This window comes from Schaalia meyeri, from assembly GCF_900105015.1.
Classification (GTDB): domain Bacteria; phylum Actinomycetota; class Actinomycetes; order Actinomycetales; family Actinomycetaceae; genus Pauljensenia; species Pauljensenia meyeri.
The window spans coordinates 102,679-126,837 of sequence record NZ_FNLK01000014.1; the positions used below are offsets into that span (position 1 = coordinate 102,679).

General features: G+C 65.8%; 22 protein-coding genes and 1 tRNA gene. 15 read left to right on the top strand and 8 right to left on the bottom strand.

The window, feature by feature from the left end; all coding sequences use genetic code 11:
* The first annotated feature begins 10 nt into the window (after window positions 1–10).
* The 3 genes from nagB (at window position 11) to BLT68_RS07865 (ending at window position 2,980) form a co-directional block, all read left to right on the top strand.
* Window positions 11–784, top strand: coding sequence for a glucosamine-6-phosphate deaminase (nagB, locus tag BLT68_RS07855; RefSeq protein ID WP_050694493.1), 774 nt, complete (start codon window positions 11–13; stop codon window positions 782–784).
* Between the two features lie 124 nt (window positions 785–908).
* A complete protein-coding gene (locus BLT68_RS07860; RefSeq protein ID WP_050694494.1) occupies window positions 909–1,241 on the top strand; it encodes a DUF3039 domain-containing protein in 333 nt (110 codons plus the stop codon).
* Window positions 1,238–2,980, top strand: coding sequence for a DEAD/DEAH box helicase (locus tag BLT68_RS07865; RefSeq protein ID WP_050694495.1), 1,743 nt, complete (start codon window positions 1,238–1,240; stop codon window positions 2,978–2,980). Before BLT68_RS07860 ends, BLT68_RS07865 begins: the two co-directional genes overlap by 4 nt.
* Before the next feature lie 121 nt (window positions 2,981–3,101).
* On the opposite strand, the gene BLT68_RS07870 is transcribed toward BLT68_RS07865, so the two are convergent.
* Window positions 3,102–4,445 (bottom strand): nicotinate phosphoribosyltransferase, encoded by a 1,344-nt coding sequence (locus BLT68_RS07870; protein ID WP_070778864.1) that lies wholly within the window; start codon window positions 4,443–4,445, stop codon window positions 3,102–3,104.
* 81 nt (window positions 4,446–4,526) lie between these two features.
* Between BLT68_RS07870 and clpS the strand changes: the two genes are divergently transcribed.
* From clpS to BLT68_RS07890, 4 genes are read left to right on the top strand one after another with little or no spacing between them, the layout of a single operon-like run.
* On the top strand, window positions 4,527–4,814 hold the full coding sequence (clpS, locus tag BLT68_RS07875) for an ATP-dependent Clp protease adapter ClpS (RefSeq protein WP_070778862.1): 288 nt from the start codon (window positions 4,527–4,529) through the stop codon (window positions 4,812–4,814).
* A 4-nt stretch (window positions 4,815–4,818) separates the two neighbouring features.
* A complete protein-coding gene (locus BLT68_RS07880) occupies window positions 4,819–5,391 on the top strand; it encodes a DUF2017 family protein (RefSeq protein ID WP_050694498.1) in 573 nt (190 codons plus the stop codon).
* Window positions 5,392–5,407: 16 nt separating this feature from the next.
* Window positions 5,408–6,238: a glutamate racemase gene (gene murI, locus BLT68_RS07885; protein WP_070778860.1), complete on the top strand. Its 831-nt coding sequence runs from the start codon at window positions 5,408–5,410 to the stop codon at window positions 6,236–6,238.
* The gene (locus BLT68_RS07890; protein ID WP_070778858.1) at window positions 6,235–7,032 is read left to right on the top strand and encodes an MBL fold metallo-hydrolase; all 798 of its coding nucleotides are present in this window, start codon (window positions 6,235–6,237) and stop codon (window positions 7,030–7,032) included. The genes murI and BLT68_RS07890 overlap by 4 nt, the downstream gene beginning before the upstream one ends.
* A 40-nt stretch (window positions 7,033–7,072) precedes the next feature.
* Here BLT68_RS07890 and BLT68_RS07895 read toward each other — a convergent pair whose 3' ends face one another.
* Entirely contained in the window at window positions 7,073–7,987 is a 915-nt protein-coding gene (locus BLT68_RS07895; RefSeq protein WP_050694501.1) for a LysR family transcriptional regulator, read from the bottom strand.
* Window positions 7,988–8,073: 86 nt separating this feature from the next.
* Between BLT68_RS07895 and BLT68_RS07900 the strand changes: the two genes are divergently transcribed.
* Together BLT68_RS07900 and BLT68_RS09485 are read left to right on the top strand one after the other, a co-directional pair.
* Window positions 8,074–8,406 (top strand): CBU_0592 family membrane protein, encoded by a 333-nt coding sequence (locus tag BLT68_RS07900; protein ID WP_074633556.1) that lies wholly within the window; start codon window positions 8,074–8,076, stop codon window positions 8,404–8,406.
* A 235-nt stretch (window positions 8,407–8,641) separates the two neighbouring features.
* Complete coding sequence (locus tag BLT68_RS09485; protein ID WP_278246142.1) at window positions 8,642–8,764, top strand: hypothetical protein; 123 nt, start codon at window positions 8,642–8,644, stop codon at window positions 8,762–8,764.
* A 79-nt stretch (window positions 8,765–8,843) separates the two neighbouring features.
* Here BLT68_RS09485 and rdgB read toward each other — a convergent pair whose 3' ends face one another.
* The gene (gene rdgB, locus BLT68_RS07905) at window positions 8,844–9,458 is read right to left on the bottom strand and encodes an RdgB/HAM1 family non-canonical purine NTP pyrophosphatase (RefSeq protein ID WP_070778856.1); all 615 of its coding nucleotides are present in this window, start codon (window positions 9,456–9,458) and stop codon (window positions 8,844–8,846) included.
* Window positions 9,455–10,222, bottom strand: coding sequence for a ribonuclease PH (gene rph, locus BLT68_RS07910; protein ID WP_070778854.1), 768 nt, complete (start codon window positions 10,220–10,222; stop codon window positions 9,455–9,457). Before rph ends, rdgB begins: the two co-directional genes overlap by 4 nt.
* Window positions 10,223–10,258: 36 nt before the next feature.
* On the opposite strand from rph, the gene nudC reads away from it, so the two are divergent.
* On the top strand, window positions 10,259–11,215 hold the full coding sequence (nudC, locus tag BLT68_RS07915) for an NAD(+) diphosphatase (protein ID WP_074633558.1): 957 nt from the start codon (window positions 10,259–10,261) through the stop codon (window positions 11,213–11,215).
* Between the two features lie 4 nt (window positions 11,216–11,219).
* On the top strand, window positions 11,220–13,232 hold the full coding sequence (locus BLT68_RS07920; RefSeq protein WP_074633559.1) for an ATP-dependent DNA helicase UvrD2: 2,013 nt from the start codon (window positions 11,220–11,222) through the stop codon (window positions 13,230–13,232).
* Window positions 13,233–13,241: 9 nt separating this feature from the next.
* Here BLT68_RS07920 and BLT68_RS07925 read toward each other — a convergent pair whose 3' ends face one another.
* Entirely contained in the window at window positions 13,242–14,117 is an 876-nt protein-coding gene (locus BLT68_RS07925; RefSeq protein WP_074633561.1) for a hypothetical protein, read from the bottom strand.
* 95 nt (window positions 14,118–14,212) lie between these two features.
* The gene (locus tag BLT68_RS07930) at window positions 14,213–15,694 is read right to left on the bottom strand and encodes a zinc-dependent metalloprotease (protein ID WP_074633562.1); all 1,482 of its coding nucleotides are present in this window, start codon (window positions 15,692–15,694) and stop codon (window positions 14,213–14,215) included.
* Window positions 15,695–15,825: 131 nt separating this feature from the next.
* On the opposite strand from BLT68_RS07930, the gene BLT68_RS07935 reads away from it, so the two are divergent.
* Window positions 15,826–17,010 (top strand): YlbL family protein, encoded by a 1,185-nt coding sequence (locus BLT68_RS07935; RefSeq protein ID WP_074633607.1) that lies wholly within the window; start codon window positions 15,826–15,828, stop codon window positions 17,008–17,010.
* A 119-nt stretch (window positions 17,011–17,129) separates the two neighbouring features.
* Here BLT68_RS07935 and BLT68_RS07940 read toward each other — a convergent pair whose 3' ends face one another.
* On the bottom strand, window positions 17,130–17,699 hold the full coding sequence (locus BLT68_RS07940) for a PPA1309 family protein (protein ID WP_074633564.1): 570 nt from the start codon (window positions 17,697–17,699) through the stop codon (window positions 17,130–17,132).
* A gap of 175 nt (window positions 17,700–17,874) precedes the next feature.
* Between BLT68_RS07940 and BLT68_RS07945 the strand changes: the two genes are divergently transcribed.
* The 3 genes from BLT68_RS07945 (at window position 17,875) to BLT68_RS07955 (ending at window position 23,350) form a co-directional block, all read left to right on the top strand.
* The gene (locus BLT68_RS07945) at window positions 17,875–20,907 is read left to right on the top strand and encodes a UPF0182 family membrane protein (RefSeq protein WP_074633566.1); all 3,033 of its coding nucleotides are present in this window, start codon (window positions 17,875–17,877) and stop codon (window positions 20,905–20,907) included.
* A gap of 564 nt (window positions 20,908–21,471) precedes the next feature.
* Window positions 21,472–21,548: transfer RNA gene (locus tag BLT68_RS07950), tRNA-Met, on the top strand.
* Between the two features lie 152 nt (window positions 21,549–21,700).
* Entirely contained in the window at window positions 21,701–23,350 is a 1,650-nt protein-coding gene (locus tag BLT68_RS07955) for a variant leucine-rich repeat-containing protein (RefSeq protein ID WP_074633567.1), read from the top strand.
* Between the two features lie 75 nt (window positions 23,351–23,425).
* Here BLT68_RS07955 and BLT68_RS07960 read toward each other — a convergent pair whose 3' ends face one another.
* Window positions 23,426–24,118: an MgtC/SapB family protein gene (locus BLT68_RS07960; RefSeq protein WP_074633568.1), complete on the bottom strand. Its 693-nt coding sequence runs from the start codon at window positions 24,116–24,118 to the stop codon at window positions 23,426–23,428.
* Between the last annotated feature and the right edge of the window lie 41 nt (window positions 24,119–24,159).

A 24,159-nucleotide genomic window follows, 5' to 3' on the forward strand; every position in this document is an offset into this window, starting at 1 on the left:
GGTTAACCACATGAGAATTGGAATTTTCAACGACGAAGATCAGATCGCGTCGCTGGCGGCGGACCGCATCGTTCAGGTGTACCGCGCCAAGCCGAACTTCGTGCTCGGCCTGGCCACCGGGTCGTCGCCTCTCAAGCTCTACGCTGAGCTCGTGCGCCGCTACCAGGCCGGTCAGATCTCCTTTGCACAGGTCCGCTCCTACAACCTCGACGAGTACGTGGGATTGCCCCGCGACCACTACGAGGGCTACGCGAACTTCATCCACCGCAACCTCGTCGACCTCGTCGACATGCCCGAGGGGGCGGCCCACGGCCCCGACGGCTGGTGCGATGACCTCGAGGCCGGCGCGGCCGCCTATGATGCGGCCATCAAGGCCGACGGCGGCATCGACATCCAGGTCCTCGGAATCGGCAGTGACGGCCACATCGGCTTTAACGAACCGGGTGGGACGCTCGCGTCGCGGACCCACGTGGGCGTCCTGACCGAGCAGACGCGTCGCGACAACGCCCGCTTTTTCGACGGCGACATGGGCGCGGTGCCCACCCACTGCGTCACCCAGGGCCTGGGGACCATCATGGATTCGCGTGCCCATGTCTTCATCGCCACCGGCGAGGGCAAGGCCGACGCCGTCAAGGCTATGATCGAGGGGGGCGTCACCCAGCGCTGGCCCGCCTCCATCCTGCAGCACCACCCGGACGTGACGGTTCTCCTTGACGAGGCCGCCGCCTCCAAGCTTGAGCTCGCCGACTTCTACAAGGAAGTGTGGGCCAAAGAGCACTTGTGAGATAGGTTCCCGCATCACCTGGCCCAGCCTCCTTTGACAGGCCGAGGCCAGGTGATGCGCGTTTTTGCTCCCGGCGCACGGACACCACCCCCTTAGCGATGGCGCCGGGACGTACAATGAGCCCATGCGTAATGCCCTCGACGAACCCACCGGCCCCGCCGCGCCCTCCGGCCCTTCCACCGCGTCCTCGACCGGCCTGCTCGAGCGGGCCGAGACCCGAGAAGAACGCACCGGAGGCGACGGTGATCGATTTGCCCACTTCGTGCGCAAGGACAAGGCCAATTCCTCGATGGTGACGGGACAGCCAGTTGTCGCGCTGTGCGGCAAGGTGTGGATTCCCACCCGCGACGCATCCCAGTATCCGGTGTGCCCCACCTGCAGGGAACTGCGCGACTCAATGGGCAAGAACGGGCGCAACTGGCCCTTCTCCGACGGAGGAAAGGGTTCCGACAAGTGAGCGAGATGACCCGGCGCGCACCCGTTGGTCGGCTGCGCGCCTGGCAGGGCGCTGCCCTGGACCGCTACATGAACGCTTCGCCGCGCGACTTCCTGGCGGTCGCGACGCCGGGCGCCGGGAAAACTACGTTTGCGCTCACCCTCGCGACGGAGATGCTCGCCCGCGGTATCGTCGACAAGCTCACCGTCGTGTGCCCCACGGAGCACCTCAAGGGACAGTGGGCCTTCAACGCCGCACGTTTCGGCATTCACATCGACCCCGATTTTACGAACTCCCAGGGCGCGGCCGGCTCCCACTTCGACGGAGTCGCTATCACCTACGCGCAGGTCGGCTCCAACCCGGCCCTCCACGCGGCGCGCACCCGCGCCTACCGCACCCTCGTGATCCTCGATGAGATTCATCATGCCGGCGACTCCCTCTCGTGGGGCGACGGGATTCGTGAGGCCTTTACCGACGCCACACGCCGACTGGCCCTGACCGGAACGCCCTTCCGCTCCGACACCTCGCCGATCCCCTTCGTCACCTACGAGGAGGACTCCGAGGGCATCCGCCGCTCGCGCGCCGACTACACCTACGGCTATAGTGACGCCCTCCGGGATGGCGTCGTGCGCCCCGTCCTGTTCATGTCCTACTCGGGGCAGATGGCCTGGCGCACGAACGCCGGCGACGAGGTCAGCGCGCGCCTGGGTGAACCTCTCACGAAAGACATGATGAAGCAGGCCTGGCGCACCGCGCTGGACCCACAGGGAGAGTGGATTCCCGCGGTCCTGCGCGCGGCGGACTTGCGCCTGGAGGAGGTGCGCCGCGCCGTTCCCGACGCGGGAGGACTGGTCATCGCGTCCAACCAGGAACAGGCGCGCGCCTACGCGCGCCACCTGCGCCTCATCACCGGCCGGGCCCCAACGACCGTCCTGTCCGATGATGCGGACGCCTCCGACCGAATCTCAGAGTTCTCCGACTCGACCGACAAGTGGATGGTCGCTGTGCGCATGGTGTCCGAGGGCGTCGACGTTCCCCGGCTCGCGGTCGGCGTGTACGCCACGAATGCATCGACGCCGCTGTTCTTTGCCCAGGCCATCGGGCGCTTTGTGCGCGCCCGCAAGCGCGGTGAGACCGCCACGGTCTTTATCCCTTCCGTCATCCCCCTGCTCACCCTGGCCGGCGACATGGAGGTCGAACGCGACCATGCGCTGGATCGCCCCAAGCGAGAGGAACCCAGCGAGCAAGACGTGTGGAATCCCGAGGAAGCGATGGTCGCGGCCGCAAACCGCGAAGAGAAGGCCTCCGCGGACCTGCTGTCGCAGTTCGAAGTCCTGGGGGCCGACGCCGAGTTCGACGGCGTCCTCTTCGACGGAGCCGCGTGGGGGGCAGGAGCCGAGGTCGGCTCGCAGGAGGAACAGGAGTACCTGGGGATCCCGGGCCTCCTTGACGCCGACCAGGTGACGACGCTGCTGCGCGCACGCCAGGCCGACCAGGTCGCCGCGCAACGGAGGAGCCGCAGCGCCCAGAAGATGCGCGAGGACAATGCGGGAATCCCCGCTCACAAGCTGCGGGCAGCCAAGCGCAAGGAGCTCCAGCACCTGGTCTCCACGTGGTCGCGCCGCTCAGGAGAAACCCACGCGACCATCCACTCGCGCCTGCGCTCACGCTGCGGCGGGCCCGAGGTCGCTCAGGCAACGACCGAGCAGATCGAGGCGCGCATCGCCCTGCTGCGCGAGTGGTTCGTCGGTCGGCACTGAACCGACGCGCGCGGCGCCCGGTCGCGCCCCACGCACAGCGAACCCCGGCCCGCTCGATACTCCGGGACCAGGAAGGCCACCGGGATGGGCGAGGCTGGGGCATCCTCACGTCGCGTCGGGCTCAGGCGATCTGTTCGTAACGGGTGGGGATCGCAACGTCGCCCTCGGAGAGACGCCACCCCTGGTAGGGCAACTCGTTGCGGGCGCGCAGGTGGCGCTCCTGGGCGCGGGCCAGGGCTTCCCCGCTCCAGGCCGCGGAATCGATTACGCCGCCGCGCACGAGCGGGACCTGCAGGGGGCGGGCACCGCGCTCGGCCAGCAGCGCCTGACCCTCCTCAATGGAGGTTCCAACGAGCAGGAGCTCCTCGGTGGCGTAGCCGTCCTCGCCCATGACGCGTCCGGCAACCTTGCGGCCACCGACCGTGGACTTCGACTCCGACTTCTTGGCGACGGGCACGATCGCCCCGGAAGCGTCCTCGCGCTGAACGACCTTGTAGACCAGCGCGGCCGTCGGCACGCCCGAGCCCGTCACCAGCTTGGTGCCCACACCGTAGGAATCGACGGGTGCCGCCCCCAGGGCAGCGATCGCGTACTCGTCCAGGTCTGAGGTCACGGTGATCTTCGTGGAGGTCGCGCCCATCGCGTCGAGCTGGCCGCGTACCTTGAACGCCTGGGCGACGAGGTCACCGGAATCCAGGCGAACCGCGCCCAACTCGCCGCCAGCAGCGCGCGCGGCCTCGACGGCGTTGATGACGCCCTGAGCGATGTCGTAGGTGTCGACCAGGAGCGTTGTGCCTGCTCCCAACAAGGTCACCTGAGAATCGAAAGCGTCCCGCTCGCAGTCGTGCAGGAGCGTGAACGCGTGGGCGGCCGTGCCGATTACGCGGATCCCGTAGCGCTTTGCGGCCTCCAGGTCGGAGGTGCCCTGGAAGCCGCCGATGACGGCGGCGCGCGCGGCGGACACCGCCGCCCGCTCGTGAGCCCGGCGCGCCCCCATATCCATGCAGGGACGGCCGTGAGCGGCGATCGTCATACGCGATGCCGCCGAGGCAACAGCACAGTCGTGGTTGAGGATCGACAGCAGGAGCGTCTCCAGCAGCGTGCAGTCAGCGAAGCTGCCCTCAACGGTCAGCAGCGGGGAACCAGGGAAATAGCACTCGCCCTCTGCGTAACCCCAGATGTCCCCCGTGAAACGCCACGAAGCCAGGAAGGCAGCGGCTTTTGCAGAAATGATCCCCCGGTCGGTCAACCAGCCGATCTGTTCGGCGTCGAACTGGAAACGTTCCAGCGCCTCGAGGATTCTGCCCGTTCCCGCCACGACACCGAAGCGGCGGGTGGCGGGCAGGCGTCGCCCGAACAGCTCGAAGGTGCAGCTGCGATGCGCAGTACCGTCCTTCAGGGCGGCGTCGAGCATCGTGAGTTCGTACATGTCGGTCAGCAATGATGTGGATAAAGATGCAGGCATACTGTGAGCCTACCGTGAGAAGCGTGTCACCGGGGTACGAATTGGCTTCCATGGACGCGCAATTCAACCTAGGGTTGGCGTATGGCAACGACCCTGCAACCAGCACCCCGCGCGCACGAAGCGACCACCGCCGTGCCGCGCTGGCGCGCTGTCGTGTGGGACGATCCCGTCAATCTCATGAGCTACGTGAGCGCCGTCTTTCGCGAGTACTTCGGATACTCGGCCGCGCGCGCGAACGAACTCATGATGAGGGTTCACACCCGCGGGCGCGCCACCGTTTCCACGGGCGTGCGCGAACGCATCGAGGCCGACGTCATGGCGATGCACTCCTACGGGCTGCGCGCCACCATCGAAGAAGACGGGGACTGAACGCATGGAGGGCTTCGCTCCTCGGGACGGCGGGTACGCCTCGTCGATGAGCAGCGGCGAGGCGCTCCTCCTGCGCCAGCTGGCCAGCGAGGTCCTGGTGGTTCTCGACGACCCGGGAGAGTTTGCCGCGACATCGTCCATGGTCAATGCGCTCACGGAGACCGAACAGCGCAGGGAAGCGCCGCGCGAGCGCAGCCTCGGGATGCTGCTGCCGCCCATGAGCCTGGACAGCGATGACGCCGCACGCATGCGCGCGCTGACGGAGGATTCGCTGCGCACCGACAAGTCGGTTCGCTTAAGGTCCATTATCAGCGATCTTGACCACATCGCTCACGGGGACGAGGACACGCTGGTCGTCAGCCCCGAGGCCGTGTGGTCGTGGCTCGGCGCACTGAACGATATCCGCTTGGGTTTGGCCGGCGAACTGGAGCTATCCGACCAGGCGGATGCGCAACGTATCGAAGCACTGGCCTTGAGCGAGCCGACGGGGGAACGCTCGCAGGTCGTCGCCGCGATCTACATGCTCGTCACATGGTGGCAAGACTCACTCCTACAAGCTGTGAATAATTCTCACTAAGGCATAAGGTCGAACCATGAACAACGCCCCGATTGGCATCTTCGACTCGGGTCTGGGTGGGCTCACGGTCGCGCGCGCGGTCATCGATAAGCTGCCCGATGAAGAGATCATCTACCTAGGGGATACCGAGCACACGCCCTACGGTCCGCGTGCGATCGCGCAGGTGCGCTCGCTAACCCTGTCCGCGCTGGACGAGTTGGCCTCGCGCGGAGTGAAGGCCCTCGTAATTGCCTGCAATACAGCCACGGCCGCGGCGCTCGCGGATGCCCGTGAACGATACTGGATCGATGCCGGCATCCCCGTCATTGAAGTCATCACGCCGGCCGCGCGCCAGAGCGTGATCGCGACCCGTAACCGTCGCGTCGGCGTGATCGGCACGAAGGCGACGATCCAGTCCGAGGCCTACCTGCGTGCCCTCGCCGCCGTCCCGGGGCTGACGGTCTGCCAGCAGGCGTGCCCGGCGTTCGTGGACTTCGTCGAGGCGGGCATGACAACGGGGGACGAGATCGAAGCAATCGCACGGGAATACCTGGGTTCGCTGAAGGAAGCGGGGGTCGACACGCTGATTCTGGGGTGTACCCACTATCCGCTGTTGACCGGTGTGATCAGTCGCGTCATGGGCGAGGGGGTCGCGCTCGTGACCTCGTCGGAGGCGACAGCCAACGTGACGTATAACGAACTGGTGGATCGGGGCCTCTTACACGACCCGTGGTCCGTGGGTAGCGGGCCGGAGCATCAATTCCTGGCCACGGGCGCATCAGACGCGTTCTCGCTCTTGGCCCGCCGCTTCCTGGGGCCCGAGGTGGGCTCGGTGGCGCGCGTGAACACCGGCGGGGGTATCGCGTGAAGCTGACTGTTATTGGCGCGACCGGCTCGATGTCGGGTCCGGATTCGCCCGCTTCGTCCTACCTGGTCCAGGCCCGTGGCGTGGACGCCGCAACGGGGGAGGAGCGAACGTTCTCGCTTGTGTGCGACTTGGGACCCGGTGCTTTTGGTGCGCTGTGGACGCGCGTGTGTCCGCTGGAGCTGGATGCGCTGGCACTGTCGCACTGTCATGCGGACCATATGGGCGACATCATTTCCCTGCAGGTGTACCGCAAGTGGGGCCCGGGTGCATCCAGCGCGCCGCTGCCGCTGCTGGGTCCCGGCGAGACGCTGCATCGGGTCCGGCAGATGGCGGGGGGCCCTCCGGGCGAAGCATACGAGTCTGAGTTTAGCTTCACGCGGCTTCAGCTCGGCTGCGCCTACGAGGTGGGGCCGCTAACGATACGCCCGTTTCGCGCGCTGCATCCCGTCGAGGCCTTTGGTTTTCGCATGGAGGGGCCGTCGGAGGAGGACCCCAAGCGTCGCGTGAGCCTCTTCTACACGGGCGACACGGATCGGTGCGACTCGATTATCGAGGGCGCGCGCGGCGTCGATCTGCTGCTCAGCGAGGTCGGTTTTACCTCCGACGATTCTGAACCCGATATGCACATGGATGGTTTCCGGGCGGGGGAAGTCGCGACTCTGGCTGGCGCCAAGCGTATGATCGCCACCCACATCCAGCCGTGGAACTCTAGCGAGCGGGTCGCCGCTGAGATTCGGCAGACGTGGGACGGTCCCCTTCAGTTTGCGGCAGCGGGCTTGCAGGTCTCGCTCTGAGAGCGTCCCTGGGCACGGAGCCGTGGCTTTTTATCGCGTCTTAGTCGGCCTGGGTGGAGTAGGCGTTGTGTCGCTGCCACTCGACTAGGTAGGTGCTCACGCGGGCTGGTCCGCCCGCTTCGGACCAGCCGTGATTCTTATGCCGCAGCAGGATCTTGCGGGTGCCAAGGGATGGCAGCGGGGTGACGCGCATGCCGACCGTGTGTGCGCCGGCGAGCGCCATGGCGGGCAGGATCGTCGATCCGGTGCGGGCGCGCACGAGGGATCGGGCGGCCTCGTACGTGGTGTACAGGTGAGGTGCCCATTTCGTGGCGGGGAATGCCTTGGTGATACGGCGCATGACGTGGTCGCCGCTGCTTCCGGGACTGACGCGCAGCCAGGTCAGGTCCGCGAGATCCTGGGTGGAGCCGATGGGAGGGGCGGAGTCGGGGGTGACCAGGACCCACGGTTCGTCGATGAAAGGAGCGTCCGTGTAGCCGTGCGGCGCGAGGCCGGGGTTTTCGTCCCGCTCGATGACGAGAATGTCGAAGCGGCCGGTGCGCAGGGAAGCCATGCCGGGTGTTTCTTCTGTCTCCTCGATGCGCAGGTCGATCCCGGGCAGGGCTTCGGCCAGATCTGGTAGCGCGGGGATCAGGGTGGAGCGGCAGATCGTGAGAAATGCTCCCAGTGTGACGGTGCCGGTCACCTGCCCGGTGAGGGGACGGAGGGCTTTGAGAGCCTCGGCGATATCAGCGTTGATGCGTTCGCCGGCGTCGGCGACGATCGCCCCTGCGGGGGTGAGAATCGCGCCGGACGTGGTGCGCTCCACCAGCTTGAGCCCGACCTCCTCCTCTAGCTTTTGGATCTGCTGGGAGACCGCCGAGGGGGAGACCATGAGGATATCGGCGGCGGCAACGATGCCTCCTTCTCGCGCGACGGACAGGAGGAACGGCAGGCGGCGGGGGTCGATGTCCATGAAAGCTCCTCGATTAAGTGAACCTGTAGGGTAACTATAGAACTATTCAATTGTGCTTGATCAGCGGAAGGTGCATCATACATGTCATGACCATCTTCCCTTCCGCAATCACTTTCCTCGGATGGACTGGCGCGGCCGCCTCCATCATCGCCTACTATCTGGTTTCCTCCAAGCGTTTCGCTCCGGACTCGCTGCGCTACCACTGCCTCAACGTCGCGAGTTGCGCGTTCCTGGCGGTTGCCTGCGCGTTCAGCGGGGCGTGGCCCTCCTGCCTGACGAACGCAATCTTCATCAGCGTTGGGTGCGTCATGATTTGGCGCGTGCGCCTCCGCCTGGCGCGCCGCATCATGCAGGTTGTCCGCTTCTGTGATGTGCGCCGTTTCCTTCCTGGCCGCGTGCGTCCGGTTCGGACTCGCTGACTCTCCCATCGATTCAGGGGGTGCCGGTTTTATCCCCTTTACCCATCAGCCAGCTAAATTAAGGTAATCGGCAGCGAATGGTCAAAGGTTTATCAAGATATGCCAAGGGAAAGTCTGTAAGTGCGGCTTCAGTGAAAAATAAGCCAACATCGATGGAAATGTGGGCGAAAAACACTCATCATAGAGGTACGATGCGTTGACAGATCCATCGCACGTACTCAAAGAGGAGCACACCATGTCCCGTTTCGTCGCATCAATACTTCGCCGCCTCACCCATCAGCGTAGGAAGCGCCAACAGCGTAACCTCCTGCAGTTCTCGATGAACCGTCCCATCATCGGCAACCTCGTCGCCCGCTGATGGCGCGCCTGCGGGCGCAAAAGAGTGCCGGACACCTTTTGGTGCCCGGCACAACTTTTCCTCTGATCCGCGGGTGGGGTCAGCTTCGCAGATACTCCACGATGCGGGGCATGAGCGCGCCAAAAGCGATGCCGCGATGGCTGATCGCGTTCTTTTCCTCCGCGCTCATCTGCGCGATCGTCACCCGGTAGCCGTCGGGGATAAAGATGGGGTCGTACCCGAAACCGCCCTGGCCGCGAGGAGAACGCGCGAGCGTCCCGCGGACCTCGCCGCGTTGGATGAACTCGCGACCGTCGGGGGTCACCAGGACTGCCGCGGAGACGAAGGCCGCGCCGCGGTGCCGGTCGGGAACATCGCTGAGCTGGTTGAGGAGCAGATTCAGGTTGGCCTCATCATCGCCGTGACGACCGGACCAGCGCGCGGAGAAAACGCCAGGTGCGCCGCCCAACACGTCCACCGCAATGCCGGAATCGTCGGCGATCGCGGCCGTTCCGGTGGCCCGTGCCAGGGCGCGGGCCTTGATGAGCGAGTTTTCTTCGAAGGTCACCCCATCCTCGACGGGAGAGGGGACGGAAAAATCGCTCATGCGCGCGACGCAACCGGGCGTGAAACCGTGCCACGCTGGGGCCAGGATCGCCTCGAGCTCGGACAGTTTATGTTCGTTGGAAGTCGCGAAGACCAGCCGCGCGTTCACGGGGTCACCTCAACTCGTTCCATGAGGGGAGCAGCAAGAGAGAGCTTCTGTGCGCGCGCCAGGACAGCGTTGCCCGCCGTGGCCAGATCCAGCAGATCGCCCAGCTCCTCGCGGCTGAAGGGGGCGTGCTCGGCGGTCCCCTGCACCTCGATGAAGCGTCCGTCGCCGGTCTGGACGACGTTCATGTCGGTGTGCGCGCGCACGTCCTCGACGTAGGGCAGGTCCAGCATGGGAGTGCCATCAATAACACCCACGGAGACCGCGGAGACGGAGTCGGTGAGGACCTTGGCCGAGGAAGAGAGGATCGTCCGTTCCTTCGCCCACGTAATCGCATCGGCGAGGGCCACGTAGGCGCCCGTGACGGACGCTGTGCGGGTGCCACCGTCGGCGCGCAGGACATCACAGTCCAAGACGATCGTGTTCTCACCCAGAGCGGCCACGTCGACGATGCCGCGCAGGGAGCGTCCGATCAGGCGAGAGATCTCCTGCGTGCGCCCGCCAACCTTGCCCTTGACGGACTCGCGCGAGGAACGCTGGGAAGTGGCGCGCGGGAGCATCGAGTACTCGGCGGTCACCCAGCCCTCGCCCGAATCCTTCTTCCACCGGGGCACGCCCTCGGTGAAAGAGGCGACACACAGGACACGGGTGTCGCCGAACTCGACGAGCACGCTGCCTTCGCCGGTTCCGGACCAGCCGCGGGTCAGGGAAACGGGACGAAGCTGGGAAGGGGTGCGCCCATCGGCGCGCAGATGTGAAGTGGTCATGGTGCCTAGGGTAACCCACGGCGTTAACGTGGAGACATGGCTATTGATCTTCCTCTCGTCCGCGGACGCGTTGATCCGGCTGTTGCACTGCGAGAATCAGCGACCCCCGCCGCCCTGGTCCGCTCGGGTCAGGCGGATGCCATCGTCGTGGACGGCTCGGGGTTTGTGCTCCTGGAAGAGGACGGGGCTGGTTTGGCGGGCATTCCCGCGCTGCGACGCCTGGATGCGCGGGCCGCGGCGCGCCTCCTCGTGGGATCCGAGGCCTCGTTCATCGGGGTGGTCGGCTCCCGCGCGGTCGTCGCGATCGAAACGACGAGCGAGGCCCAGCCGGGGCCGTGGGCCCATCTACGAGCGGTCGGGTGGCGCCTCGGGGACGACGACGCGGCCCTGGCGCTGAGCGCGGTCGCCCTGGCGGCGTGGCACCGCAGCTTCCGTTTTTGTCCTCGATGTGCCTCTCCCGTGCGGGTGGTGTCGGGTGGATGGGCCGCCCGATGCGGCGCGTGCGACAAACTCGAGTATCCCCGCCAAGACCCCGCGGTCATCGTTCTCGTGCAGGATCACAACGACCGCGTCCTCCTGGCCCACAACGCGGCGTGGAAGCCGGGCTTCGTCTCGCTGATCGCAGGATACGTCGAGGCGGGGGAGTCACCGGAGGCGACCGTGGCCCGTGAGGTCGCGGAGGAGGTGAGCGTCGACATCGAGGAACCGACGTACGTGGGCACGCAGCCGTGGCCCTTCGGCCGCTCGCAGATGATGGGATATCGTGCGCGCACGGCGCAGAAGGCTCCGACCCCCGTCGCGGACGGAGGCGAGATCGCGTGGGCCCGTTTCTATAGCCGCGATGAGCTGACGGAGGCGTGCGGATCCGGCGAGATCCGCACGCCGGGACGCTCGTCCATCGCCCACGTGTTGCTCACCCAGTGGTATGGATCCGACCTGCCTGAAGTGCCGGAAGACACGGGACGCAACTGGGGGCATCCGATGGGACAATAGGGGCATGAACCCCGAGGAACTGCTTGAGGCCCTGGATCCCGACCAGCGTACCGTCGCCACCCAGGTTGCCGGCCCCCTCGCAGTCCTGGCCGGCGCGGGTACCGGAAAGACCCGCGCGATCACGTACCGAATCGCCTACGGCGCGGCCGTTGGCGCAATCGATCCCGCGAACGTCTTGGCCGTGACCTTCACACAGCGCGCAGCTTTTGAAATGCGTCACCGCCTGGCCCAGCTGGGGGTGCCCAAGGCGCAGGCGCGAACCTTCCACTCCGCCGCGCTACGACAGCTGCGCCACTTCTGGCCGACCGTCGTCGGAGGCCCCCTGCCGGACGTCATCCCACACAAGGCCTCCCTGGTCGCGGCTTCCGCCGCCAGGCTCGGCATCACGATCGACCGCACGAACGTACGCGACATCGCCGCCGAGGTCGAATGGGCGAAAGTATCGATGGTTGATGCCGCGCACTACGCTACGCGCGCCGCACGCCTGCAGCGCGACGTGCCCGCCGGACTGGACGCGGCCGACATGGCGCGACTGCTCGACGTCTACGAGGATGCAAAGGCCGAGCGCGGCGTCATCGACTTTGAGGATATTCTCATCTACCTGTGCGGCATGCTCCAGGAGAGATCCGACGTCGCATCCATCGTGCGCAAACAGTATCGGTCCTTCGTGGTGGACGAGTTTCAGGACGTCAATCTGCTGCAGGCCAGGCTGCTCGATCTGTGGCTCGGGGGACGCCACGACGTCTGCGTCGTTGGCGACGTCGCGCAGACGATCTACTCTTTCACCGGCGCATCTGCGGACTACCTGACGGGATTTGGGCGCCAGCACCCGGGTGCCCGCATCGCCCGGCTCACGCGCGACTACCGATCGACTCCGCAGATAGTCACTCTGGCAAACGACGTCCTGGCTCGCGCCGAGCAGCGTGAGGGGACCGTGCGGCTGTCCAGTCAGCGTGGCGACGGCGCTCGGGTCGCCTACCGCACATACGACGACGACCGCAGCGAGGCCGAGGGGGTCGCCACGCAGATCGCCGACCTGGTTGCCGGCGGCATAGCTCCTCATTCGATCGCCATCCTCATGCGTACCAACGGTCAATCGCAAGCCTTTGAGGAGGCCCTGGGTGCGCGTGGGATTCCCGTCGCCGTGGCGGGCGGAAAGCCCTTTTTTGCGCGCGACGACGTGCGCACGGCCATCGCTCGGCTGCGCGCGGCTGCCGCCGCCGCACAGGAGGGGCCGGTCGAGACTGCCGTCCGAGACGTGCTCTCCGGGGTCGGGTGGGCCCCCGAGGCGCCCTCGGGCCAGGCCTCCTCCGAACGCTGGTCCAACATGAACGCCATCGTCGGATGGGCGGACGACAGCCAGGCGGCCACGCTCGCTGCTTTCGTCGCAGAGCTCGACGAGCGGGCCGCGTACCAGGTCGAACCGGATAAAGCGGGGGTCGAGCTGGCCACAATTCACGCCGCGAAAGGCCTCGAATGGGACGCCGTCTTCCTCGTCGGCGTGGCGGAGGGACTCCTGCCGATCTCCTACGCAAAGACCTCCGAGGCGCGCGAGGAGGAACGCCGCCTGCTCTACGTGGCCATCACCCGAGCCCGGGATCTGCTGACGCTCTCGTGGGCGCGATCTCGGGGGGCTGACGGGCGTGGGCGGCGCAAGCGGAGTCGGCTGCTTGACGGCATCTGGCCGGAAGCCGGGGGTGTGGGCGCGCCCAAGAAGAAGCAGCGTGCATCCAGTCGTGCCCTCAATCGGGCCTTCGAAGAAGAGGCGTCTGCCCAAGCGGTCGAGCTGTTCGGTCGCCTGAAGGCGTGGCGTCTGGAAGTCTCCCGTCAGGCGGGAGTCCCTCCCTTTGCTGTCTTCACGGATCAGACGCTGCGCGACATCGCCGTGGCCATGCCCAAGACGACCACGCAGCTGCGGGTAATTCGGGGCATCGGCGACGTCAAGGTACAGCGCTTCGCCGCGCCCGTCCTGGCCCTGGTGCGTGGCGAAGAGCCGATCATCGATGAGGGGGCGTGAGCCGGGAGCCTAGGATGTGATCCCGGCGATGCCGCACACGCACTCGGGCGCGGGAAAGACTCGTTCGACGCTGATGCTTCCATCCTCGTCGATCGTCGCGATCTCGCTGCATAGTTCCCTCGTTAACGCGCCGGAGACGAAGTCGCGTACAAGGCGCGCCACGCGCAGCGCCGCCGTGAAGTGGGCGAGGAGGGCCAGCGGACCGAGCGGCCAGTGGGCGAGTTCTCGCAGGTGTGTGAGGTGAAAAGCGTCCGCTTGTGCGCGCGCGTGTTCCCAGCACTGGTAGCACGGCGTGATGCCCGGTATGACGAAGGGGCCGACCTCGTAGGAGTGTTCGCCCCGCGCAACGATCAGGTGTGGCGTGTCGTGGACTGTCAGCTCAAAGGGGCTGACCGGGTCGACGACGCGGTCGTCGGAAACGATTGCGAGCTCCGCTGTCCCCTGGTAGTGGAGTCGGGATGGGGGAATGAGGGGCGACAGTTCGCGCCGCACCGCCCGAGAGCGCGCGGTGCCGGTGTAGGCTCCCCCAAAGACGCGGTCCCAGTCCTCGTTGACGAGGCGTGGCGCGTCAACGGACAGCGTGAGCGACAGGGTATCGACCAGGCTGCGCAGTGCGAGCACGGTAGCCGGAACTGCGCCGAGAACGCCGACCGACAGGAGGGGACGCGGAGCCGCCTCGGTCAGGGAAGCCTTAGTCAGCGCAGCCAGCAGCTCTGGCGAGGCCTGGGGTGGTTCGGGTGAGTGCCCGAAGCGGGACTGGTTGCTCAGCCAGAGTTGATCGCCGGCGTGCAGGTTGTCCAGCAGGACGTGGCGACACCGATCCCCGCCGACTTGCACGCTTCCCGGACCGCGCCACAAAACGGCAGTATTGCGTGTCAGGTTCATGATGATCTCCTTTCATTCGTGCCTGTTAGAGCCATCATGAGCCCGCGCGGGTGTGTGGCGTGAACTTTTAGAAAATCTGTGGATAACTCATCAGATCATTTCGGTTCGTCCGGGTCCGTGTTCTCTTTATCCTTCGGTATGTCGTTTTGTGACGCGGTGCCGTCCGGGTCGGCCGCGTCCTGGTCGTCGGGAGAAAGACCGTCCGCCCAGCCCAGCGTCCCATCCAACAGCGAGTTGAGGGCGGCGTCTATGTCCGCATCCTCCGCAGCCGCCGCCTGACGGAGCGCGAGGAAGGTGTCCGGTGTCGCCAGTTCCGTTTCGGAGGGCACCATGTCCGGGTGTGACCACAGGGCTTCGCGCGCGTCGCGCCCACCGTCAGCTTCGACCAACGCGAAGATCGATGCTGCTCCTCGCGCCTGGCGTGGACGCATCTGCAACCCCATGAGCGTGCCCAGGATATCCTCTGCTGGCCCCCCCGTGGCGCGGCGCCGACGCATCATCTCGCGCAGTGCGTCGGCGTGAGGCAGGTAGGGCAGCGTTGCTTGCGCAGTGACCACCTCAACCCACCCTTCAATGAGGGCAAGCATCGTCTCAAGGCGCGTCAGTGCGCGACGCTGATCGGGCGTCGTCGACAGCGCGAACACGCCGCCACTCAGGGCGGACTCAACCGAGGACGGATCCGACGGATCGACGGATCGAGCCACCTGTGAAATAGCTTCCGGGTCGATCGCGATCTGAGACGCGTAGCGCTCAACCACGCGCACCAGGTCGCCCTCGAGCCACGGAACCGACGCAAACAGGCGGCGGTGCGCCGCCTCGCGCACGGCGAGGAACTGGCGAACCTCGTCGAAGGGGATATCCAGCCCCTCGGCGAACTTCGCGACGTTATGCGGCACCAGGGCGGCGTGCGATGCGTCCGACAGTGGGATTCCCGTGTCGTAGGTGCCGAATGATTCCCCAGCCAATGCTGCCAGCGTTCGCGCGATCTGGGCCGAAAACATCATCGCCGACAGTCGCGGCATCATCTCTTGAGTTTTCCCCAGCATCGCCGCCATCCCCTCGGGGAGGGACGTGGAATCGCCCAGGCCGTCCTGGCTGAACTGCTCAGAGAGCGCGGCGGACAGCGCGCGCGACACGTTGAGAGCAACCGGCTCGCAGATGCGTTTCCACGTGGGGATCGTGCGGTCAACCCAGGTAACCCTGCTCCACACGTCGCGGCTGACGGGACCCGAGGCGAAGTCGGTGGCCGCGTCAAGCCACAGGTCTGCGACGGTCATCGCCTGGCGCGCAGCCTCGGCCTCGGTGGCGGTGGGGGCCGGGTCCCCGCTCGCGTAAGCCGCCTGCTTCGCACTGTCCTCGACGACACGCCAATTCACCGGCCCCGCGGTGGTGTCCATGAGGAACTGGAACTGGCCGAGGGCCGCACGCATGCGCGCCGGATCGGAGAACTCCGCAGGCAGATTTGCGGGATCAAAGCCCTGCGCCTCAAGGGCACGGACGGCCTCGGCGGCGGCCTCGTCACCCAAAATAGAGCGCAAGAAATCCTCAAAGGGCGTGTCGGACTCGTTCTCATTCATAGCATCAGACTAGCGGTTGCTCGTGCGCCCGGGCTGACAAATGCCTGCGAAAACACTGAAAAGTAGAGGGGAGATCGCACTTCGCGCGTGCGACGAAGGCACGCGTGGGACACAATGACACGGTGAATGACATGGAGACAACCTCGGCAGTTGACGATGTGCTTCCCGGGCAGGAGGCGCCCACTCGGAAAGTCCCGCTCATCAGCTGGCGCATCGTCGTGGGAATCATCGCCGCCCTCGCAATGGTCGCCGTACTCTTCTGGATCCCCGTGCCCTTCGTGGTCAACAGCCCCGGCCCCACGTTCAACGTGCTCGGCTCGGCAGACGGGCAGCCGATGATCAACATCGCGGGGACCGATCCGACCACCGGAGAGACGGTCCGACTCGACGACCCGCAATCCGCATCCTTCAAAGACAAAGCACAGCCCGGCCAGGGACAGCTGCGCATGGTGACCGTTTCCGAGACGGGAGGACCCGGCAACCGACTCAGCTTTGCTCAGCTCATCGGCGCATACTTCGATTCCCACAGCAAGATTCTCGACTATAGCTCCGTCTATCCCGCGGGTGCCACACGCGAGAAGGTCAGCGATGCTCAGGTCGCCATGATGCGCAACTCCCAGACCACCTCCCAGGTCGCCGCGCTCGAATACCTCGGTTGGGATGTCCCCGCGACCGTCACCATCGAGGGGGCCACCGAAGGGTCGAACGCGGAAGGACTGGTCGCCCAGGGGGATATTCTGCGCACCATCACCACTCCCGATGGAACCCGACACGACGTTACCAGCGCCGCCACGCCCTTCGCCCTCATGCGCACGATTCCCGCTGGAACGCAGATGACCCTGACCATCGAGCGCGACGGCGATACGCGAGACGTCTCCTTCAACTCCGTCGCCGTGTCCGCAAACACGAGCGGGTCGAGGCTCGGCGTCTACCTGTCCGTTGTCCCCACGCTACCCGTCGATATCTCCTTCAACCTCAGCGGCGTCGGAGGCCCCAGCGCGGGCATGATGTTCTCGCTGGGCATCATCGACCGCCTGACCCCGGGCGACATGACCGGCGGCAACGCGATCGCCGGAACCGGCACCATGTCCTACGACGGGCGAGTCGGCGCCATCGGGGGTATCCAGCAGAAAATGTGGGGCGCTCTTGACGACGGTGCCCGCTGGTTCCTGGCCCCGAGCGACAACTGCTCCGACGTGGTCGGACACGTTCCCGACGGGATGCGCGTCGTCGCGGTGTCCACCCTCGACGAGGCCGCCAACGCCGTTCGCTCCATCGCCGATGGAACGGGGGATGCCCTTCCAACCTGCCAGTAGCCCGCGGGTCTGCCCGAGCGGTCCGGGATCGTCGCGCGAGGAGGAAACTCATAAATCCGGCCTCGCGTGCATATCGACTGACGGCCCAGGGGCGTCGCCCCCGGGATGCCGCGTCGTGCCTAGTCCTTTTCCTCCGTGACAGGCTCGAGGGAGGCGCGCAGAGCATCGACCAGGGCGGGCACGAGGGCCGATCCTTGCCCAACCTTGTCGTCGGAATCGAAGGCCCGCGTGCGCAGCGCGCACCAGGATTCGCCCGTGCGCATGACCCCCACGGCCAGACGCACGTCCGTTCGAGATGGGTGGCTGGAGATGAAGGCAAGAGCCTCCTGCGGGTCCTCGGGCGCAGCGTCCTCGACCGTTGGCGGCACCACGATGCGTTCAACGGTGATCGCCGCACCCGGCACCGTCTCGGGCCACGCCAGGTGAGCGAGGACCTGCTCAACGTCGTCATCGGCGAGATCCTCCTGGATGATCGCGCTCAGGTGATCGGGGGAACCGTCCCATCCCGCGCGCAGCTGATCGGCGATGTCCGCGGGCAGATTCGGGTCGGCCAGCAGCGTCGCGGTGGGCACCAGCGCGTAGATGGACGGCGCGTGGTCCCATCCAACCCGGGCGGCGCCCTTCTCGATATCGACCACCACGTTGGCCAGCGCGATCTGTCGTGCACTCGGCATCATCTCAACACTCATGGCCCCATAATCTCACGGAGAGCTGACGGGGCGGTCACGAAGTTTATCGTGTCCGCAGCTACACTGATGAAGAGTTGCCGGTACAACAGAGAGGATCGCCGTGAGCTTCCCATTTTCTGCCTTTCCCACGAGGGGGCCGCGACCACCAAGAGACTCAGACACGCCTCACACAAAGGTGAGGCTCCGCAAGCCCGGCCCTGCTGCGATCACGCTCATCGTACTGATCGCCGCGGGTTCCCTCATCTATGCGGCGTCCATCGCGTGGACCGAAATCCTGTGGTTCCGCCAAATGAGCGCCACGCGCGTCATCCTGACTCAGTGGGGTGCGCACATTGGTCTCTTCGTGGTTGGTTTCGCTGTCGCGACCGCGCTCTTGTATTTCTCGATGGCGTTCGCGTTCCGGCACCGCGCCCTTTCGTCACGCGGCGAGGCCTCCGCTGCCCTTCGCGGGTATCAGGAAGCGCTCGAACCCGTGCGGCGCCTGGCATTTTGGGGGGTGGCGCTGTTCTTTGGATTCACGAACGGGGCACGCTTGTCCACCGAATGGCAAACCCTGCTGCAGTTCCTTAACAGTTCTTCGTTCGATCAGGTCGACCCCCAGTTCGGGCTGGACATCTCCTTCTTCGTCTTCGTGCTGCCCGCCCTGAAGGTGCTCGTATCCTTCCTGATGGCGGTGACCAGCATCGGGCTGATTGCCGCGATCATCGTCTCTTACCTGTACGGCACGATACGAATCACCCCGCGGCCCCACGCCTCGAAGCAGGCGCGCCTGCAGACCGGATTGATGGCCGCCTGCCTCTCGCTGTTCATCGGCGTGAACTACTGGCTGGGTCGCTACGAGCTGCTCACCCAGGATTCCGGTTCCATCCACGGAGCCATGTATTCGGACATAAATGCGACGCTGCCCGCACACTCGATCCTGGCGGTCATCTCCGCCCTGGTCGCCGCCCTCTTCGTGGTCGCTGCATTCCGGGGCACGTGGCGGCTGCCCGTTACCGGCGTGGCGGTCACCGTTATCGCGGCCCTTGTGCTCGGCGGAGCCTACCCCGCGCTCATTGAGCAGTTCCGCGTGCGCCCGAACCAGCGGACACTTGAATCTCCCTACATTCAGCGCAACATCGACGCCACCCTGGCGGCCTACGGCCTGCAGGACGTTGACTACCAGACCAACTACGACGCGGCCACCACGGCTTCGGCTGGGCAATTCGATAACGAGGCGCTCACTTCGCAGGCGCGTCTGCTCGACCCTAAGGTCATCACGAAGACTGTCCAGCAGCTGCAGCAGTCGCGCCTTTACTACGGTTTCAACTCCGGTATGAAGGTCGATCGCTACAACGTGGGAGGCGAGCGGCGAGACACCGTCATCTCGGTGCGCGAACTCAACCTCGCAGGCCTGTCGGCCGAGCAACAGACATGGGTGAATCAGCACACCGTGTACACGCACGGGTACGGCGTCGTCGCCGCCTACGGTAATCAGCTCACCAGCGACGGCCTGCCCTCCTACTGGGAACAGTCTGTGCCCTCGGTAGGTGAAATGGGCAACTACGAGGAACGCGTCTACTTTAGTCCGGGCGCGCCCGAATATTCGATCGTCGGTGCACCCGAAGGAGCTGACCCCCAGGAACTCGACTACCCGGATGACACCGCGGTTGGCGGTCAGGTCTCCACGACCTTTACCGGCAACGGCGGTCCCTCGGTGGGCAACGTCTGGAACAAGCTTCTTTACGCCATCAAGTTCAGATCCACCGACCTGTTTTTTTCGTCCCAAACCAACGAGGCCTCGCAGATCCTCTACGACCGCGACCCCCTCCGGCGCGTCTCAAAGGTCGCTCCCTATCTGACGCTCGAGCAGTCCGCCTACCCTGCGGTCGTTGACATGGACGGCGATGCCTCGACCCCCAAGCGCCTGGTGTGGGTGGTCGACGCGTACACGACGACGAACAACTACCCGTACGCGCAACACGAAGCCCTCTCGGATGCGACCGTCGATTCCCAGTCGACCCAGATCGGCCAGTACGTGCAAGCCAACAAGATCAACTACATGCGTAACTCCGTCAAGGCCGTCGTTGACGCTTACGACGGATCCGTGCGCCTGTTCCGTTGGGATGAGGCCGACCCGATCCTGCGCACCTGGGAGAAGATCTACCCGGGAAGCGTGGAGCCCATGTCCGCGATCTCGGGCGACCTCATGAGCCACCTGCGCTACCCGGAGGACATGTTCAAGGTGCAGCGTAACCTGCTGGCCACCTACCACGTGACCGATGCCGCGGGCTTCTATTCCGGTGGTGACCGCTGGCGCCTGGCCGAAGAAACATCGACATACGGGGGAGCCTCTTCCGGCCAGTCTGCCAACCGCGTGGATGCTGCGGGTAACCAGGTGTCTTCCCCGACCGCGCTCCAGCCCCCGTACTACCTGACCATGCAGATGCCCGGTCAAGACAGCGCGGAGTTCTCGCTGACGTCAGTCTTCGTGCCCGGCGGCGGGGGAGAGGGGCGCCGCGAGGCCATGGCGGGATTCCTCGCCGTTGATTCCGAAACGGGAAGCGCGGCGGGACAGGTACGCGAGGGGTACGGCAAGCTTCGGCTGCTCGCGTTGCCTTCGTCGACGACTGTCCCCGGCCCCGGCCAGGTGCAGAACAAGTACGATTCCGACGAGAAGATCGCCACCCAGCTCAACCTGCTGAATCAGGCGGATTCGACCGTGATCCGCGGTAATCTGCTGACCCTGCCTGTGGGCGGCGGCCTGCTGTACGTGCAGCCGGTCTACGTTCAGGGAACGGGTTCGGCGTCCTATCCCGTGCTCCGATCCGTCCTGACCGCTTTTGGCGACAAGGTCGGCTTCGCGCCGACGCTTGAGGAGTCCCTGCGTCAGCTGATCGCGGATGGCGGCGGCTCGTCGTCGACCCACCCGGGGACGTCGACGAACCCCCCGAGTGGGGAGGACGGCGACGCCTCTCAGTCGGGAGCGCATTCAGGGAGTGCAAGCGCGCAGCTCAGCCAGGCGGTCAGCGACGCCGCTCGGGCCATGCGCGATGCGGACTCGGCGTTGAGCAGGTCCGACTGGGCGGCGTACGGTGAGGCGCAAACTCGCCTGCGCGACGCGCTCGCCCGCGCCGAGGCCGCCCAGCGTGCGCTCGGCGGGACGGGCACAACCCCCGGGAGCAGCCCGACCTCATCGCCCTCGTCCGGCGCGCAGAGCGGTTCGTAGAGCAACGTTGAGCAGGGGAGCGCCCCGCTACGCTGATCCGATTCGGTGAGGCGAGCGGGGCGCTCCCGCCTCCGAGGAGCAGCGCGCCGACTCGGATCGGCCGGATGTCGGCCGTGCCGAGCTCGGGCTTGTGGGGTATCCGGGGAGTGAGTAGTCTCCCTCCCTCCAGTGTTGAGTCGATAGCATGTCAGGGAAGGCAGTGCGACACCCCGCGGTGCCGCGCCGTCAACCCTGTGGAAGGACCATCATGACCGATCCTCGCAGCGCCAATCCTGCCCTCTCGGGCATCCCCCAGCCGCCAGAATCCGGCTCCCGCGGGTGAGGACCGGCCCCGGCATCACCTTAGGGCGTGCAGTGGCAGGCTCCCAGGCCCCCGCGGGTGGGGGGCCGCCTGATGCAAGACGGTGACCGGCGGCCTCGACCCACGCCCCCAGCCGCCGCGCCGCGGGCAGTGGAGGGGCGCTGAGGGAACTCGGTCGGCCCGCCCCGAGCGGCTGCTAGGACCCACATCACCACATTCGGTTTGTGCCCATCCTGCCGGTGCGCTAGACTCTACAGAGCCGACGCGGGGTGGAGCAGTTCGGTAGCTCGCCGGGCTCATAACCCGGAGGTCGCAGGTTCAAATCCTGTCCCCGCTACCACGCCAGACCCGGTCCCGGAAGGGGCCGGGTTTTGCTGTCTCCCTTCAGCGTTCGTGTCATGGCGTGATCGCCTTGACTTATCCGTCATTCGACGCGATAGTATTGACTGTCGGCCACCAGGAACTGCGCCTTCGGGTGTGAGAGGAAAACAGATGAGCACTATCGACCCGTCGCAGCTCGGCGCTGCCGACATGAGCAATCCGGCACTGTCGGCCCAAGATCTCGCCGACATCACGGCCGCCCGTCCGGATTTGCGTCCGTACGTCGCGACCCACCCCTCCCTGTACCCCGCCCTCGGCCAATGGCTGGCTGATCAGGGCGTCGTACCCGCACAGCCTCCGACGGACGAGTCGGCCGCATCCGAGCGCACCGACGACGCGTCCTCGAGTGCCGAGACCGCGACCGGCGGCACCCCTGCCGATCCGTGGTCGGTGCAGTCCGAGACCGGCGCCTCGGCCGCCGAGAGAGGCGACGAGGCGGCTCAGGGAGCCGACTCCTCTGCTGATCCTCACGCGGGCGCCTATTCAGCGGTCGAAGACACCCACGACGCGAGCACGAGCGGTGCCCCCGCGTTCGGCAGCGTGGGTCCTGCGGATGATGAACTCGAACGTGCGATTACCGAAGGCACACGGGAGAAAACGGTGGCCGCGGAGAACCCCGCCGGCGCTCAGGCGGTCGCTTACGGCCAGTCGCCCCAGCAGTCGGGAGCTCCGCAGCAGGGATTTGGGCAGCCGCAGTACGGCGCACAGGGGGGCCAGCAGGGCCAATCGCAGTACGGCACACGGGGTGGCCCGCAGGGGTACGCCCCGGGCCAGCAGGGCCAGCCGCAGGGCGGCCCGCAGGGAGCTTCTGCGGGGCAGCAGTTTAACGCCGCCGCGGGTACCGCGTTTAACCAGTTCCAGGCGGCGGTCGCGACTGAGACCGGCAAGGTAAAGGGACGGTCCATTCGTGCGACGTACTCGCTGATCGGTTTGTTTGCTTCGGCAGCTCTGGTCTTCATTTCGATGCTGCTGCCATTCGCGTCGGTCTACGGTTTCTCGCTTTCGTTGCTCGGAGCCGGTGGCTACGGCGTATTCCATCTGTTTTTTCTGATGGCCGTCGTTGGCTTGGGCGTCGCCTACTGGTTTACCAATCAGAAGTGGGCGTTCATCGCAGCCGGTTCCGGAGGCGCCATCGTTTCCTTCCTCGGGCTCATTCAAATCATGCGGTTGTTCCTTAATGAACTCACCCCGGGCATTGGTGCGATCCTCTTCTTGATCTTCTCCTTGACTCTCGGCGCCTCGGGAGGCGTGCTCCTTCTGGAATTGAAGAACGGGAATGTCGCTCCAATTAGTAACCCGAACGCCTTTGGCGGTGCCTTCGCCTCCGCCCCGGTAAACCCGCAGGGTCAGCAGGGCCAGTTTGGTGGTCAGCCGCAGGGTGGTTTTCAGGCTCCGCAGGCTGGGCAGGGTCAGTTTGGCCAGCAGGGTCAGTTTGGTCAGCAGGGTCAGCCGCAGGGTGGTTTTCAGGCTCCGCAGGCTGGGCAGGGTCAGTTTGGCCAGCAGGGTCAGTTTGGCCAGCAGGGTCAGTTTGGTCAGCAGGGTCAGCCGCAGGGTGGTTTTCAGGCTCCGCAGGCTGGGCAGGGTCAGTTTGGCCAGCAGGGTCAGTTTGGTCAGCAGGGTCAGCCGCAGGGTGGTTTTCAGGCTCCGCAGGCTGGGCAGGGTCAGTTTGGTCAGCAGGGCCAGTTTGGTCAGCAGGGATATCCTCACGGGCAGGGGCAACAGTCCAATAAGCCCTACAACCCCTTCGGCCCTCAGGCATGATGCGCTGAGCGTCGGATAGAGCAAGGGAGGCCCGCGGAACCGCCGCGGGCCTCCTTACGTGCACAGAGTCCGTCCTTACTCGTCGTCCTCTTCGGTGGTGTCGACGCCGGCCACTCCGTCAAGGTCCGCGAGTGTCGTGACCAGGAGGGAGCGTGAGAGGTCCTGGCGCGTGGACGCGGTAAAGCGCGCCGTGGACGTCTGTTCGCTCGAAGCAGTGCGGGTGGACACTGCGGACACCGCCCAGCCCAGGGAAGAGACTTGGCCCAGCAGGGTGGATAGGACTCCATGCCCCGGCGTGTAGTGGATGGTCAGCGTGACTTTGTGTCCGTGAGTACGCATGATGATGAACTGGACGAGCGGGGTCAGCAGGGCGACCACGATGAAGTGCAGTGCGGTACCGGCGACGGCGAGCCACCACAGGCCCGCCCCGCACGCCATACCGATGGCCGCCGTCTCCCAGATGGTAGCCGCCGTGGTGAGCCCACGGATGGCGCCGTGTCTGGTCAGGATAATGCCAGCGCCGAGGAAGCCGATGCCTGAGACGATCTGCGAGGCGACGCGGGAGGGATCGTAGCGGGTGATGCCATCGATGAGGATGTCGGAGAAACCGTACTTGGAGATGAGCATCATGAGGCACGCGGTGAGGCCGACGATGGCTTGGGTGCGGATGCCCGCACTTTTGCCGCGAATCTGTCGTTCGAGACCAATGGCCGCTGAGAGGAAGAGGGCGAGGAGCATCCAACCGATGCTTACGAGGGATTGCGACATGGGTCCTCCTGCGTTGGCGTGGTTGCGTTTAGTGTATCCGT

Bases quoted from the DNA above. Each gene is read 5' to 3' on its own strand.
- nagB (WP_050694493.1), top strand. From the start codon at position 11: ATGAGAATTGGAATTTTCAACGACGAAGATCAGATCGCGTCGCTGGCG.
- BLT68_RS07860 (WP_050694494.1), top strand. From the start codon at position 909: ATGCGTAATGCCCTCGACGAACCCACCGGCCCCGCCGCGCCCTCCGGC.
- BLT68_RS07870 (WP_070778864.1), bottom strand. From the start codon at position 4,445: ATGCCTGCATCTTTATCCACATCATTGCTGACCGACATGTACGAACTC.
- clpS (WP_070778862.1), top strand. From the start codon at position 4,527: ATGGCAACGACCCTGCAACCAGCACCCCGCGCGCACGAAGCGACCACC.
- BLT68_RS07880 (WP_050694498.1), top strand. From the start codon at position 4,819: ATGGAGGGCTTCGCTCCTCGGGACGGCGGGTACGCCTCGTCGATGAGC.
- murI (WP_070778860.1), top strand. From the start codon at position 5,408: ATGAACAACGCCCCGATTGGCATCTTCGACTCGGGTCTGGGTGGGCTC.
- BLT68_RS07895 (WP_050694501.1), bottom strand. From the start codon at position 7,987: ATGGACATCGACCCCCGCCGCCTGCCGTTCCTCCTGTCCGTCGCGCGA.
- BLT68_RS07900 (WP_074633556.1), top strand. From the start codon at position 8,074: ATGACCATCTTCCCTTCCGCAATCACTTTCCTCGGATGGACTGGCGCG.
- BLT68_RS09485 (WP_278246142.1), top strand. From the start codon at position 8,642: ATGTCCCGTTTCGTCGCATCAATACTTCGCCGCCTCACCCATCAGCGT.
- rph (WP_070778854.1), bottom strand. From the start codon at position 10,222: ATGACCACTTCACATCTGCGCGCCGATGGGCGCACCCCTTCCCAGCTT.
- nudC (WP_074633558.1), top strand. From the start codon at position 10,259: ATGGCTATTGATCTTCCTCTCGTCCGCGGACGCGTTGATCCGGCTGTT.
- BLT68_RS07920 (WP_074633559.1), top strand. From the start codon at position 11,220: ATGAACCCCGAGGAACTGCTTGAGGCCCTGGATCCCGACCAGCGTACC.
- BLT68_RS07925 (WP_074633561.1), bottom strand. From the start codon at position 14,117: ATGAACCTGACACGCAATACTGCCGTTTTGTGGCGCGGTCCGGGAAGC.
- BLT68_RS07930 (WP_074633562.1), bottom strand. From the start codon at position 15,694: ATGAATGAGAACGAGTCCGACACGCCCTTTGAGGATTTCTTGCGCTCT.
- BLT68_RS07935 (WP_074633607.1), top strand. From the start codon at position 15,826: ATGGAGACAACCTCGGCAGTTGACGATGTGCTTCCCGGGCAGGAGGCG.
- BLT68_RS07940 (WP_074633564.1), bottom strand. From the start codon at position 17,699: ATGAGTGTTGAGATGATGCCGAGTGCACGACAGATCGCGCTGGCCAAC.
- BLT68_RS07955 (WP_074633567.1), top strand. From the start codon at position 21,701: ATGAGCACTATCGACCCGTCGCAGCTCGGCGCTGCCGACATGAGCAAT.
- BLT68_RS07960 (WP_074633568.1), bottom strand. From the start codon at position 24,118: ATGTCGCAATCCCTCGTAAGCATCGGTTGGATGCTCCTCGCCCTCTTC.